This window comes from Streptomyces sp. NPDC040622 (genome assembly GCF_055593965.1).
The window spans coordinates 181663-194424 of record NZ_JBVIXD010000007.1 but is presented as its reverse complement, the minus strand read 5'-3'; the positions used below and the strand labels follow the sequence as shown (position 1 = coordinate 194424).

The 12762-nt window shown below is 72.3% G+C and carries 11 protein-coding genes and 2 tRNA genes; 8 read left to right on the top strand and 5 right to left on the bottom strand.

What is annotated here, in order from left to right; genetic code table 11:
* Positions 1-191: 191 nt before the first annotated feature.
* Positions 192-605: an SsgA family sporulation/cell division regulator gene (locus tag ACZ592_RS21385; protein WP_003959770.1), complete on the bottom strand. Its 414-nt coding sequence runs from the start codon at positions 603-605 to the stop codon at positions 192-194.
* Between the two features lie 191 nt (positions 606-796).
* Between ACZ592_RS21385 and ACZ592_RS21380 the strand changes: the two genes are divergently transcribed.
* A complete protein-coding gene (locus tag ACZ592_RS21380) occupies positions 797-1231 on the top strand; it encodes a TIGR02611 family protein (protein WP_471583169.1) in 435 nt (144 codons plus the stop codon).
* Positions 1232-1295: 64 nt separating this feature from the next.
* Positions 1296-1367 (top strand) — tRNA-Val (locus ACZ592_RS21375).
* A gap of 126 nt (positions 1368-1493) precedes the next feature.
* Here the strand turns inward: ACZ592_RS21375 and ACZ592_RS21370 are convergent.
* Positions 1494-3905, bottom strand: a complete 2412-nt coding sequence (locus ACZ592_RS21370; protein ID WP_471583168.1) for an SCO7613 C-terminal domain-containing membrane protein — start codon at positions 3903-3905, stop codon at positions 1494-1496.
* Between the two features lie 97 nt (positions 3906-4002).
* Here ACZ592_RS21370 and ACZ592_RS21365 point away from each other — a divergent pair, with 97 nt between their 5' ends.
* A complete protein-coding gene (locus ACZ592_RS21365; RefSeq protein WP_471583167.1) occupies positions 4003-4449 on the top strand; it encodes an SRPBCC family protein in 447 nt (148 codons plus the stop codon).
* A 39-nt stretch (positions 4450-4488) separates the two neighbouring features.
* Positions 4489-4560 (top strand) — tRNA-Val (locus ACZ592_RS21360).
* 107 nt (positions 4561-4667) lie between these two features.
* Here the strand turns inward: ACZ592_RS21360 and ACZ592_RS21355 are convergent.
* The gene (locus ACZ592_RS21355) at positions 4668-5393 is read right to left on the bottom strand and encodes an exonuclease domain-containing protein (RefSeq protein ID WP_471583166.1); all 726 of its coding nucleotides are present in this window, start codon (positions 5391-5393) and stop codon (positions 4668-4670) included.
* Positions 5394-5574: 181 nt separating this feature from the next.
* On the opposite strand from ACZ592_RS21355, the gene ACZ592_RS21350 reads away from it, so the two are divergent.
* From ACZ592_RS21350 to thrS, 3 genes are all read left to right on the top strand, one after another.
* Positions 5575-6141 carry a DUF4365 domain-containing protein gene (locus ACZ592_RS21350; protein WP_471583165.1) on the top strand — a complete coding sequence of 189 codons (567 nt, stop codon included), beginning with the start codon at positions 5575-5577 and terminating at the stop codon, positions 6139-6141.
* The gene (locus ACZ592_RS21345; protein WP_471583497.1) at positions 6138-7367 is read left to right on the top strand and encodes a hypothetical protein; all 1230 of its coding nucleotides are present in this window, start codon (positions 6138-6140) and stop codon (positions 7365-7367) included. The genes ACZ592_RS21350 and ACZ592_RS21345 overlap by 4 nt, the downstream gene beginning before the upstream one ends.
* A 144-nt stretch (positions 7368-7511) precedes the next feature.
* Positions 7512-9494: a threonine--tRNA ligase gene (gene thrS / locus ACZ592_RS21340; protein ID WP_471583164.1), complete on the top strand. Its 1983-nt coding sequence runs from the start codon at positions 7512-7514 to the stop codon at positions 9492-9494.
* Between the two features lie 60 nt (positions 9495-9554).
* Here the strand turns inward: thrS and ACZ592_RS21335 are convergent, their stop codons facing one another.
* The gene (locus ACZ592_RS21335) at positions 9555-10250 is read right to left on the bottom strand and encodes a potassium channel family protein (protein WP_471583163.1); all 696 of its coding nucleotides are present in this window, start codon (positions 10248-10250) and stop codon (positions 9555-9557) included.
* 67 nt (positions 10251-10317) lie between these two features.
* Here ACZ592_RS21335 and ACZ592_RS21330 point away from each other — a divergent pair, with 67 nt between their 5' ends.
* The gene (locus ACZ592_RS21330; protein ID WP_471583162.1) at positions 10318-10881 is read left to right on the top strand and encodes an HIT family protein; all 564 of its coding nucleotides are present in this window, start codon (positions 10318-10320) and stop codon (positions 10879-10881) included.
* Positions 10882-10924: 43 nt separating this feature from the next.
* Here ACZ592_RS21330 and ACZ592_RS21325 read toward each other — a convergent pair whose 3' ends face one another.
* Positions 10925-12592 carry a hypothetical protein gene (locus tag ACZ592_RS21325; protein ID WP_471583161.1) on the bottom strand — a complete coding sequence of 556 codons (1668 nt, stop codon included), beginning with the start codon at positions 12590-12592 and terminating at the stop codon, positions 10925-10927.
* Positions 12593-12762: the final 170 nt, after the last annotated feature.

Below are 12762 nucleotides of genomic sequence, written 5' to 3'. Positions count from 1 at the left end.
GCACCCCCACCAGGGGGTGTGGTGAGATCCACCCCCCCCCCAGGAGCAACCCCCCCCCCCCCCCCCCACAACCCCCCCCCCCCCCCGGCGCCGGTGTCTGTATCTGCTCGCCTTGTCTCGTTGTGTCGTGACTGCCCGCGCCGTCGCCCCGAGTCGGACGGCGTGTGTGGTTCTCGACGCGCCGGTAGCGGTTAACTCTCGGCCAGAATGTGTGAGAGCTCCGTGTCGAGATCGAAATGGCGGTGTTCCGTGCCGGGTGGCACGGCTGCGTCCGTTCGCTTCAGGAAGGATTCCAGGGCCCGCGCCGGGGCCTCGAGCAGAGCCTCGCCCTCCGGTGAGCTCAGGGCGATGCAGACGACGCCCTGACCGTGGCTCCGGGACGGCCAGACTCGGACGTCGCCGGTGCCGGTGGGCCGGTGGAGGCCCTCGGCGAGGAGATCGCGGGCGAAAACCCACTCGACGGTTTCCTCGGCTCCGGTGTGGAAGGTGGCGTGCACGGCATAGGGATCGGCCGTGTCATACCGCAGTCCTGCGGGTACAGGCAGTGAGGACTCGCTCGACACAACGAGGCGCAGGTGCAGCTCGCAGCTGACCGTGGTGTTCATAAGCGCCAGGGCCTTTCGCTCAGTGTGCGCTCGGGGATTCGCACGTCGGCGAAATCGACATGCCACCTACGGTGCCGTTGTAAACCCCTCTGAGGGTTTTGCGTGTCTTTAGGTGCCCCGTATGGCGGGTTGCCCCCTCCACCCGTGCGCCCATTCCGGTGACGGGTTTCCGTCCGGTAGGGTTTGGCCGCATGAATACGGGGAGTAACGAGCCGGCGGAGGTCACGGAACCGGCCGCCGGTGTCAAGTCCGAACAGCCGCTCGGCTCTCGGGCGCCGGGGTTCGTCCAGTCCCGCAGGGCGCTGCACCTGAGCTGGCAGGTCGGCGTGTTCATCGTGGGTCTCGCGGTCGTCGTCGCGGGCATCATCATGCTGCCCCTGCCGGGCCCGGGCTGGCTGGTGATCTTCGGCGGCATGGCGATCTGGGCGACCGAGTTCGTCTGGGCCCAGCTGGTGCTCCGCTGGACGAAGCGCAAGGTCACCGAGGCCGCGCAGCGCGCGCTCGACCCCAAGGTGCGCCGCCGCAACATCATCCTGACGACGATCGGTCTCGTGATCATCGCGGTGCTCGTCGGCATCTACGTGTGGAAGTTCGGCATCACCATGCCGTGGGACATCAAGGAGTGAGCCGGCCGGCTCCGGGGCGGTCCCGAGCACCCGCTGACATGCGGTAATGTTCTCCATGCGCCCGGGGCGATTAGCTCAGTGGGAGAGCGCTTCGTTCACACCGAAGAGGTCACTGGTTCGAACCCAGTATCGCCCACCCCGGATTACGGCCCGGAGGCTTTTCAAGCCTCCGGGCCGTTCTCGTATTACCCGCGCCTTTCAAGGGAATTGACGGGTCCACAGATGGCTGCCGCGCTGATGCGATCTGCCGGCGCTTCGGGAATCAGTGCATTCGGTGGAGCGCATTCCGGAACCGGCGTGCATCGCGCAGTCGTTGTTCGTAGGTGGCGCCGACCACGAGGAGCAGCAGGCCCGCCAGCGCGGGCGGCAGCCAGCGGGGCAGCACACCCACCACCTGCACGACGTACGGGGCCAGTTCGTGCAGCGCGTCCAGTGTGAGGACCGCGCCGCCCAGGGCGAGCGGGGCGCGCAGCCGGTGACGGGCGCCGGCGAGCGTCAGGGCGAGGGCCGCGGTGCCGAGCAGCAGCGGCCGCTGCCAGTAAGGGTCGCTCCAGGCCGCGACCAGGCTCGGCAGCAGCGTCGCCGCGAGACCGGGGCCGTACGCCGACCACGTGGAGGTCTCGGGGTCGCGGCGGCGTCGCAGCAGCCCGAGGAACAGCGCGGGGACGGTCACCGGCAGGGTGTACGCCTCCGGGTCCGACACTTCCCAGGAGGCGAGGCGGACCCAGCTCGACAGGACGAACAGCGCGACGGCCGCGTATCCGGCGCGGCGGCGGTCCGCCCGCAGCGCCGTGCCCGACGCGATCAGCCCGGCGAGCGACAGGGCCAGGGCGAGCAGGGGCGGGTCGGCCGCGGTGAGGGCGACGGCGACGGCCCCGGACGCGGCTCCCATGATCTCGACGGGCAGCGTCAGGGCGTGCCCGCCGAGACGGGCCGCGGCGAGCGCGGCAAGAGCCGGGACGATGAGGGCGAGCAGCCCGAGCTGTGCCGCGTCCAGACCCCACGCGGCACCGGCCGCGCAGGTCAGCGCGGTGGCGTGGGCGAGGGCGGGGCAGACGGCGAGCGCCGCCGCGCCCGGTGCGGGTGCCGCGCTCCGCGCCACGGGCACGCAGGCCGCGAGGTGGAGCGCCGTGAGCGCGCCGAGCGTGGTGAGGGTGGTCGTGGTGGTGGCGAGCGAGAGGAACGCGACGCTCACCGAGGTCACCGCCGCGAGGGCCGAGGCGGTCAGGGCCACCGGCGCGGACGTGGCGCGCGCCGCGACGACGAGCAGGGCCGCGACCACCAGGACCTGTGCTGACACCCCGGCGACGTAGGGCAGCCGGAGCGCGGCCGGCAGCGCCACGGCGGCGGCCCAGGCGAGCACCGGCGCGGCACGGCGGGCCGCGCGACGGACGGCCTCGCCCGGTACGCCCATCGCCGCCCGCGGGAAGCCGGTCGCCGTGCACAGGACGACGGCGACGACCGCGAGGACCAGCGGGGCCAGGGCCGGGTGCGGCAGGGGCGGTGCGGCCGGCAGGGCGTCCCGGGCGTCCGACGGCGCCCCCGACCAGACCCGGGTGGCCAGGCCCGCCGGGCCGAGCAGCGCGAGCACCGCGACGGGCAGGGCCCACAGCACCGCCACGCCCTGCGTCACGGCCGACGCGGCGGCGAGCCCGCGCCGCAGCGGTCCCGGCAGCGAGGCGCGGACGAGTGCCAACAGCGCGATTCCGCACGCCAGGTGGACCGGCACCGCCCAGACGTCGGGGAGCGCGGTCCGCGGCACCCCGCCGGCCGCGACCACCACGAGCAGGCCGCCGGCGGCCGCCGCACCCGTCCCGATCCCAGAAGTCTTCGCCCACCACGCCGCCGCCAGCGCGATCGCGGCGGCGAACAGCAGCAGCATGCCCGCGCGCGCCGCCCCGCTCGGGTCGGTGGCCTGCGCGGACAGCCGGCCGGCACCCGCCGCACCCCACAGCCCCAGCAGGCAGGCACCGGCCGCGCCGGCGATCCGGACGGAACGCACCCCCGCCCACAGCGCCAGCGCGGTGTCGAAGGCGGCCGTCACGAGCAGCGCCGCCGTCATCGCGTGCTCACCCGCGTCCGCGGCGCCCGCCCAGAGGACCAGCGGGAGCTGCGCCGTCGCCACCGCCGTCGGCAGCGGCACCCGCAGCGCGCCGAGGAGCAGGCCGTACCCCGCCCACAGCGCGGCGAGCGTCGCGGAGGCCGCCGCCGCGTAACCGAGGGGGTCCGTGCCGGAGAGCGCGAGATGGCGCAGCGCGTACGCGTCGAGGACCGTCAGCGCGAGCGCCAGGGCCGCCACGGCCTCCGCCGTCGACCGCAGCGAACGGCGCAGCAGGAGCGCGGGCACGCCGAGCGCCGCCACCGTGACCGCGCCGAGGACCGCGCTGCGGCCGCCGATGCCCAAGTGGCCCCAGCTCACCACCGTGAAGGCGATCGCCGCGAAGGTCAGGAGGATCCCGCCCAGGGTGAGCAGGACGTTCTGTGCGCCGGGCGGCGCGGCGCCGGGGGCGGGCGGGCCGGCCGGACGAGGGGGAGTCCCGGCCGGCCCCGCCGCGCGCAGGGCGGTGAGCAGCCAGGCCCGGCGCTGCAGCAACTGCGTCCTGCGCGCCTCCAGTTGGCGCAACTCCCAGTCGAGGACGCGGAGCTCCTCGGCCGGGGGTGGAATGTTCGTCATGTCCGTGGAGTGTGCTCCGCGGCACAGCGCACGGCATCGGTGCGGATACTCAGGACGTACTCAGATCGGATGCCGGGCGTCGGGCAGACTGCCCTCCATGGACTGGTGCCACTACCGCTTCCGCAGCGTCTGGGATCTGCCCGGCGCGCCCGCCGACGTCTTCGCCGCCCTGGAGCGGGCCGAGGACTATCCGTCGTGGTGGCCGCAGGTGCGCGAGATGACCCCGCTCGACGAGCACACCGGCATCGCCCGCTTCCGCTCCCTGCTCCCGTACGACCTGGTCGTCACCGCGCGCGAGCGGCGCCGCGACCCCGCGGCCGGGGTCCTGGAGATCTCCATGACCGGGGACCTGGACGGCTGGGCCCGCTGGACGGTGACGCCCGCGCCCGACGGGACGCGGGCCCTCTACGACCAGGAGGTCGACGTGCGCAGGCCCCTGATGCGGCGCCTCGCCGTCCCCGGCCGCCCACTGTTCCTGCTCAACCACGCGCTGATGATGCGCGCCGGGCGGCGCGGCCTCGCGGCGCATCTGAAAGCGGTTTGAAGGAACGGTGCCCGGACCTGTATTGTTCGGTGCGTTCCCGGGCGATTAGCTCAGTGGGAGAGCGCTTCGTTCACACCGAAGAGGTCACTGGTTCGAACCCAGTATCGCCCACCCGGAGAATACCGGTCCGTCAGCAGGCGGACCGGTTTTTTCATGCCCGTTTCCGGCTCGCGCCATCCGGGTGCGCGATGCCGGACCGGCGCGCGTGCCGTCGACGCTCAGGCGGCCGCCGGGAGTTCGGGACGCAGCGGCCACGCCGGATCCACGATCTCGGGAGTGCCACTCTTCGCGAACCACGCCTGCAGACCGCGCGCCTGCGCCGCGTGCCAGACGGCCTGCAGCGAATGCAGCTCGCCCGGTGACAGGCGTTCGAGGCGCGACGCGAAACGCCGCCCGACGGCCCGTACGACATCGAGGGCGGCCTGCGCGTCCGCCGCCGCGTCGTGGGCCTCGGACAGCTCCACCTCGTAGTGCGCGCACAGGTCGGTGAGCGTGCGGCGGCCCTTGCGGTAGCGGTCCAGCTGTTTGTCCAGGACCCGGGGATCGATCACGCACAACGACGAGCCCTCCGTGTAGCGGCTCAGCGAGGATGCGCGGTGCCTGCGCAACTCCCGGTCCAGGATGGTCAGATCGAACGGCGCGTTCATCACCACGATCGGCCGGCCCGCCGCGCCCTGCTCGGCCAGATCGCGTGCTATCTCCTCCATCACCGGCGCCGGCCAGCGGCCGGTGCGCTGCAGGTGTTCCTCCGTCAGTCCGTGTATCGCGGTGGCGGACTCGGGCACGGGTACGCCCGGATTCACCAGCCATCGGGTGATGCGCGGCCGGGTGCCCGCGCCCTGCTGGACGACGACGGAGGCCGACACGATCCGGTCGGTCTCGACGTCCACGCCCGTGGTTTCGGTGTCGAATGCGGCCAAGGGGCCCTCGTACCAGCACGTCATAGTGACGCAACTCCTCGTTCAGTTCCGGCAGATGACGTTCGGTCCCCTGCCCACGCTGGTGATACCCGGGCCGTTTGCGCTGTACGCGGCCCGGAGACAACAGAGGTACCGGGCTGTGGAACGGACGGCCCGAGTGGGAAGCCCCTTTGGGTAAGCACCTTTCCCGGAAGGCTTGTTGGACATGGCGCTCGCGCAGCCCGAACAGGGTGGGCTGCTGCCCGAGCGGATCGCACCGCCGCGCGGCACACTCGCCACCACCGCCTGCATGGAGACCCTTCAGGTGGGATACCTGCACGCCGTGGCGGCCGCCGCGGGGTGCTCGCTCTCGCAGCCCTTCCCGGACAACGGCATCGACTGGCACGTCAGCCACAGCGCCCCGGGACACACGGTCGACGACGAGGTCACCATCAAGGTCCAGCTGAAGTGCACGTACCAGATACCGCCGCAACCGGCAGGCCCCGCCTTCTCGTTCACGCTCGACAACGCGCACCTGGAGAAGCTCGCGCGCACCCCGGTCTCGGTCCACAAGATCCTGGTCGTGATGCTCGTGCCCCGCTCGCAGGACGACTGGCTGCGTGCCGGTCACGACCGGCTCGACCTGCGGCACTGCTGCTACTGGACCAACCTCGCCGGACACCCCGTGACCGGCCGGCGCAGGACCACCGTGCGCGTGGCGACCTCGCGGATCTTCGACGACCGAGCGCTCTGCGAGATCATGACCCGCGTCGGGACGGGAGGGAGACCCTGATGCACCGCCCCTTCGAGCACGACGAGCCGGCCGCTCCCGTGCACCCGCACCCCGACCCGGCCGTCGGCCAGTGGTCCCCGCCGCCCGAACCCTCCCTCGTCGACCCCGCCGTGCTCGGCGCGCTGCTGGCCCGGCACGGCTGGCAGCGGCGCGGCGGCACCCCCGGCCGTTACGCCCGGTGGACACCGCCGGGCCCCGGCGGCGCCGGCACCAGCCTGCTCGTGCCGGAGAGCCGCGCCTTCCCCGACTGCGAGGACCTGATCGGCGAGGCGCTCCTCGCCCTGTCCCGCAGCGCCTCGCCCGCCGCGCGTGACGTCCTCGTCGGGCTCGCCGTGCCCAGCGACGAGATCCACTGGTGGCGCGACGTGCCGGTGGGGCCCGCGGACACCGCGACCTGGCCCGCCGAGGAACAGCTGCGCTCCGCCGCGCGGCAGATGCTCCTCGCCGGGGCACTCGCCGCGCGCGGCCGCGCCGGGTACTACGGCGCGCGCCACCGCGGACCCGCCGCGGCGTCCCTGGACAACGTCCTGGTGGGGCCCGCGACCGGCGGCCGACGGCTCACCGCCTTCGTGCCCGTCGCGGCGGGGCGGCCGCTCGCCGTCCGGCTGCACCAGGCGCTGCACGCCGCCCGGGAGGCCGTCGACTACCGGCGCGCCACCGGCGGCATGGACGCCTTCGACGGCGCGGTCGAGGCCGGCGTGAGCCACGAGCTGACCGAGGCGCTCGTGGCGCTGGTGCGCGGCACGGAAGGGGCCCGTGTCGCGGTGGAGTGGGCGCCGGGTGCCGGGGTGCCCGAGGGGTGCGCGGCCCGTGCCGAGCCGGTCGAGTTCTCGCCCGGCGACCTGACGGCGCTGCGCGAGGCGGGCGCCCGCTACCTGCGCGACGAGCCGTCGGTGCCGGTGCGGATCACCGGGGCCGTGGTGCGGCTGCGGCGGCCGTCGCCGCGCGGGGACGGCACGGTGCGGATCCGGGTCATCGCGGGGGCGGACGTCCCGCACGTACGGATGATCCTGGACGAGGAGTCGTACCGCATCGCGGGCCACGCCCATCTGGTCGGGCTGCCGATCCGGGTGCACGGGCGGCTGGAGAGCAGGGGCGGCTTCCGCAGGCTCACCGGGGCGACCGGGGTGGTGCCGGTGCAGGTGGACGAGGCGGAGCGCGACCGGCTCATGAAGTCGCTCCAGGAGAACCTCGACTTCTTTGAGGAGGCGTGCAGCACGGACTGAGCGCCCGGTCGGGGGCGCGGGATCGGAGGGGGCGCTTCCGGTGGCGGCGGGCAACCGTTTCGCGGCGGGCCCCTGTGGCTCGGTACGATCCCTAGTGCGCGCGCCACAGGAAGGCGCCGCACCCCCTTCAGCTAGGAGAGACCGGTGTCAGACGTCCGTGTGATCATCCAACGCGATTCCGAGCGGGAAGAGCGCGTGGTGACGACGGGCACTACGGCGGCCGAGCTCTTCGCCGGTGAGCGCACCATCGTCGCCGCGCGCGTGGCCGGCGAGCTCAAGGACCTCGCGTACGCCGTGGCCGACGGCGACGAGGTCGAGCCCGTGGAGATCTCCTCCGAGGACGGTCTGAACATCCTGCGCCACTCGACCGCGCACGTCATGGCGCAGGCCGTGCAGGAGCTCTTCCCCGACGCCAAGCTGGGCATCGGCCCGCCCATCCGGGACGGCTTCTACTACGACTTCGACGTCGCGGAGCCCTTCACCCCCGAGGACCTCAAGCGCGTCGAGAAGAAGATGCAGGAGATCCAGAAGCGGGGCCAGAAGTTCTCCCGCCGGGTCACCACCGACGACGACGCCCGCGAGGAGCTGTCCGGCGAGCCCTACAAGCTGGAGCTCATCGGCCTCAAGGGCAACGCGGCGAACGCCGCCGATGGCGCGGACGCCGAGGTGGGCGGCGGCGAGCTGACCATCTACGACAACCTCGACGCCAAGACCGGCGAGCTGTGCTGGAAGGACCTCTGCCGCGGTCCGCACCTGCCCACCACCCGGAACATCCCCGCCTTCAAGCTGATGCGCTCCGCCGCCGCCTACTGGCGAGGCAGCGAGAAGAACCCGCAGCTCCAGCGGATCTACGGCACCGCGTGGCCCTCCAAGGACGAACTGAAGGCGCACCTGGAGTTCCTCGCCGAGGCCGAGAAGCGCGACCACCGCAAGCTCGGCTCCGAGCTGGACCTCTTCTCCTTCCCGGAGGAGCTGGGCCCGGGCCTCGCGGTCTTCCACCCCAAGGGCGGCGTGATCCGCAAGGAGATGGAGACCTACTCCCGCAAGCGGCACGAGGACACGGGCTACGAGTTCGTGAACACCCCGCACATCTCCAAGGAGCGCCTCTTCGAGATCTCGGGTCACCTGCCGAACTACTCGGACGGCATGTTCCCGGCCATCGAGTTCGACGAGCAGAACTACCGCCTCAAGGCGATGAACTGCCCGATGCACAACCTCATCTTCAAGGCGCGCGGCCGCTCCTACCGCGAACTGCCGCTGCGGCTCTTCGAGTTCGGCACGGTCTACCGCTACGAGAAGTCCGGCGTCGTGCACGGCCTGACCCGCTCGCGCGGCTTCACCCAGGACGACTCGCACATCTACTGCACCAAGGAGCAGATGGCGGGCGAGCTCGACTCGCTCCTGACCTTCGTCCTCGACCTGCTGCGCGACTACGGCCTGAACGAGTTCGAGCTGGAGCTCTCCACCCGCGACCCCGAGTCCGACAAGTTCATCGGCGAGGACGCGGAGTGGGAGGAGGCCACCGAGGCGCTGCGCCAGGCGGCCGCCAAGCAGGACCTGCCGCTGGTCCCCGACCCGGGCGGCGCCGCGTACTACGGCCCGAAGATCTCCGTGCAGGCCAAGGACGCGATCGGCCGGTCCTGGCAGATGTCGACCATCCAGGTCGACTTCCAGCAGCCCAAGCGCTTCGGCCTGGAGTACACCGCATCCGACGGCAGCAAGCAGCAGCCCGTCATGATCCACCGGGCGCTCTTCGGCTCCATCGAGCGGTTCTTCGCGGTGCTCCTCGAGCACTACGCGGGCGCCTTCCCGGTGTGGCTGGCCCCCGTGCAGGCGACCGGCATCCCGATCGGTGACGCGCACGCGCCCTACCTGCAGGAGTTCGCCGCCAAGGCGAAGGAGCAGGGGCTGCGCGTCGAGGTCGACGCCTCCTCGGACCGCATGCAGAAGAAGATCCGCAACGCCCAGAAGGCCAAGGTCCCGTTCATGATCATCGCGGGCGACGAGGACATGGCCAACGGCGCCGTCTCCTTCCGCTACCGCGACGGTTCGCAGGAGAACGGGATCCCGGTCGACGAGGCCATCGCCAAGATCACCAAGGCCGTCGAGGACCGCGCGCAGGTCTGATCCGTCCGGACCGTCCGACCGGCGACGGTCCCACGGTCCGGCGTACGGCGGTACGGCGTCTCAGGAGGCCCCCGGGGATTCGCTCCCCGGGGGCCTCTCGCCGCCCCGGCCCGCGGGAGTCTCGCCCTCCCGGGCGAAGGTCTGCAGCAGCCACGACGAGAACGAGCCGGTCACCGCGCCGAGCAGGGCGAGACCGCACCCCATCAGCCCCACCGCGACCAGCCGCCCCAGCGGCGTCACCGGGGCCACGTCCCCGTACCCCACGGTCGCCAGCGTCGAGCACGTCCACCACACCGCGTCCCCGAAGGTGCGGATCGTCGCGCCCGGCGCCCCGCGCTCCTGGTCGTAGACCGCAAGGGCGCCCGCGAACCCGAGCAGGAGCGCGGACAGGCCCGCGTAGGCCGCCACGCGCGCGTGGAGCGCGAGACGCGGCCGTGCCTGCCGTCGCTGGACCGTCTCGTAGGTGCGCACGAACCGCAGCGGGCGCAGCAGCGGCAGCAGGAGAACGACCATGTCCAGCCAGTGCCTGCGGACGAAGGAGAGGCGCCGCCCGCTCATCCGCCACCGCACCGCGTAGTCCACGGCGAACGCCGCCCAGGCCACGAGCGTCAGCACCAGGCACACGTCACGCCAGGGCGCGGACAGCCCGTGGGCCAGGACCCGCACCGCGTACGCCGCAAGGAACAGCGCCGATGCCACGGTGAGCGGGACCTCCGTGCGGTTCTCCCAGCGCTCCCGCCTGCTGTCGTCGATCATCGGCCAAGCTTCGCCGGGCGGCCCGCGGTATCCGCCCCGCCGACACGCTCCGAACGGGCGAAGTCATATGCTGCACCCCATGACGAGTGAGCCGGAGCAGCAGATCGGAGTCGGGACGCAGGACGCGTTCCAGCGCCTGTGGACGCCCCACCGGATGGCGTACATCCAGGGCGAGAACAAGCCCACGGGGCCGGGGGCCGACGACGGCTGTCCGTTCTGCTCGATCCCGGCCAAGTCCGACGAGGACGGGCTCGTCATCGCGCGCGGCGAGCAGGTGTACGCGGTGCTGAACCTCTACCCGTACAACGGCGGCCACCTGATGGTCGTGCCCTACCGGCACGTCGCCGACTACACGGACCTCACGGCCGCGGAGACGACCGAGCTCGCCGAGCTCACCAAGCAGGCGATGACGGCGCTGCGCACCGCGTCCGGCGCGCACGGCTTCAACATCGGCATGAACCAGGGGGCCGTGGCGGGCGCCGGCATCGCCGCGCACCTGCACCAGCACATCGTCCCGCGCTGGGGCGGCGACACGAACTTCATGCCGGTGGTCGGCCACACCAAGATCCTGCCGCAGCTGCTCGCCGACACCCGCAAGATGCTCGCGGACGTCTGGCCCGCGGCGCTTTAGCTCGTACCCCGCCGACAGGGGCCCCGGGCGCGCCGCGGGTCCCTCAGGCGTCGTACACGTCCGCCTTCCTCGGCATCGGGTCCTGGATCGCCCCGCTGAGAAAGCCGGAACGGGCGCCGAACTTCTCCGTGTTCACGCCGTTCTCGTCGAGGACCTTGATCGCGGCCGCGTGCACCACGCGCAGCACGGGTGTCGCGGCGCGCAGCGCGTCGTCGGCCATGAAGCGGTGGCGCCACGGCTTGTCCGCCCAGGCGTGCCGCAGGCCGAAGGGCTCGGGCAGCACCAGCTTGCCGCCGAGGTAGTCCAGGAGCGGCGGGTACCAGGTGAAGGGGGCGCGGACCGCCAGGCGCACGACCTCGTCGGCGTCTATGAGCGGCAGGTTGCGGCTGGTGGTCTCCCAGAACTTGATCGGCTTGGCGACCGTCTTCGTCTTGGGCGAGGGCTTCGTGGTGAACAGCGAGTGCACCGGGCCGAGCGCGTGGCCGGTGACCTCGATGCGCAGCGTCTCGTGCAGCACGGTGACGGTGATCAGCATCGTGATGACCAACTGGCCGTCCCAGAGCGTGAACTGCACGCCCAGGTAGTGGCGGTTGCCGCTGCCGAACTGCTGCTCGTTGCAGATGCGCTGTATCTCGTGGCCGCGGATCTGGAAGGCCTCGACGTCCGTGCCGGTGGGGCGGGCCACCGACTTCGCGTTCTCCCCGATGGGGGAGACGATCCAGTGCTTTATGTCCGGGGTGGGGAAGCCGCCGGTGTGCAGGGGACCGCGCTCCAGCATGCGGAGCTGGTCGTGCACCGCGCGTATGACATCCCAGCTGCGGAAGGGGTGGATCTCCTTGCCCTCCTCCGCGGGCACCAGCTCCTCGGCCAGCTGCCAGCTGCCCCAGCGCGTGCCCATGCCCAATATGCCCTTGGGGCCCGCGTAGAACACGGAGTTGCTCTGCTGCTCCGCGGAGAGCCTGGCCAGGCTCTGGCGGAGCTGCTCGGCCGCCGTCTCGCCGGGGCTGCCGGGCACCGCCTCGGGGATCTTGGCGCCGATGCCGCCGCCCGCGAGCAGGCTCGACCAGCGCTCGCGCATGTCCCTGGCGGTGCGCTCGGCGATCTGCTTGGCCCAGAACCAGCCGACCACGGGCAGGACGATCGCCGCGCGCAGGTACCAGGCCCAGAAGCCGCCGAAGGGCAGCTTGAGGAGGAAGATCGCGGCCAGTACGCCCACGGCGACCAGGACCGCGGTGGCGAGCGCGCCCGCGCGCTTGTTCTCGCTCTTGGCGACCTGGCGCCTGATGGTGAAGACGACGAGCCAGACCAGCAGGCCCGGCAGGAAGAGCACACCACACAGCACCATCACGGCGGTGAGCCAGCTGTCGCGCTGCTTGCGGATGCGGTTGGCCGCCAGGCAGTGCTCGACGATCGCCTGCGGCTCCGTCCCGAAGGACTGGATGAGCGGACTGCGGCCGCCGCCGAGCATCCGGACCTGCACGGTGCGCGCGAACGCCTCGCCGAGGTTCGGCTTGAAGAGCGACCAGAGGCCGGGCTTCACCTCGGACTTGTGCCAGTCGCCGTTGGCCGTGAGGATGCCGTCGACATCGCCGTCGCGGTACGCCGCCGAGGCCAGGGCATGCGTCGCCGCCGTCTGTCCCGCGGCGCCCGAGAGCGGAACCTGGGCCCCGGGCCTGAAGTCGAATACATCGTCCGCCACTGCCACCCCCATCGCCGCGACGCCTTCGCTGCTGCGGCTCTTCCCGACTTCCCTGTCCGGCACACCTGTTGCCGCCCGGGACATCCGTTGATCAGGTCATCAGCGTATCCGGGCGCACCGACATCCGTCAGGGGACGGCGCAATGCCGCCCGCCCGAACGGGAACGGGCGGGCGGTCCGTGC

What these genes read in the sequence shown, in the direction of transcription:
- ACZ592_RS21385 (WP_003959770.1), bottom strand. Translation starts at nt 605, where the DNA reads ATGAACACCACGGTCAGCTGCGAGCTGCACCTGCGCCTCGTTGTGTCG.
- ACZ592_RS21380 (WP_471583169.1), top strand. Translation starts at nt 797, where the DNA reads ATGAATACGGGGAGTAACGAGCCGGCGGAGGTCACGGAACCGGCCGCC.
- ACZ592_RS21370 (WP_471583168.1), bottom strand. Translation starts at nt 3,905, where the DNA reads ATGACGAACATTCCACCCCCGGCCGAGGAGCTCCGCGTCCTCGACTGG.
- ACZ592_RS21365 (WP_471583167.1), top strand. Translation starts at nt 4,003, where the DNA reads ATGGACTGGTGCCACTACCGCTTCCGCAGCGTCTGGGATCTGCCCGGC.
- ACZ592_RS21355 (WP_471583166.1), bottom strand. Translation starts at nt 5,393, where the DNA reads ATGACGTGCTGGTACGAGGGCCCCTTGGCCGCATTCGACACCGAAACC.
- ACZ592_RS21350 (WP_471583165.1), top strand. Translation starts at nt 5,575, where the DNA reads ATGGCGCTCGCGCAGCCCGAACAGGGTGGGCTGCTGCCCGAGCGGATC.
- ACZ592_RS21335 (WP_471583163.1), bottom strand. Translation starts at nt 10,250, where the DNA reads ATGATCGACGACAGCAGGCGGGAGCGCTGGGAGAACCGCACGGAGGTC.
- ACZ592_RS21330 (WP_471583162.1), top strand. Translation starts at nt 10,318, where the DNA reads ATGCTGCACCCCATGACGAGTGAGCCGGAGCAGCAGATCGGAGTCGGG.
- ACZ592_RS21325 (WP_471583161.1), bottom strand. Translation starts at nt 12,592, where the DNA reads ATGGGGGTGGCAGTGGCGGACGATGTATTCGACTTCAGGCCCGGGGCC.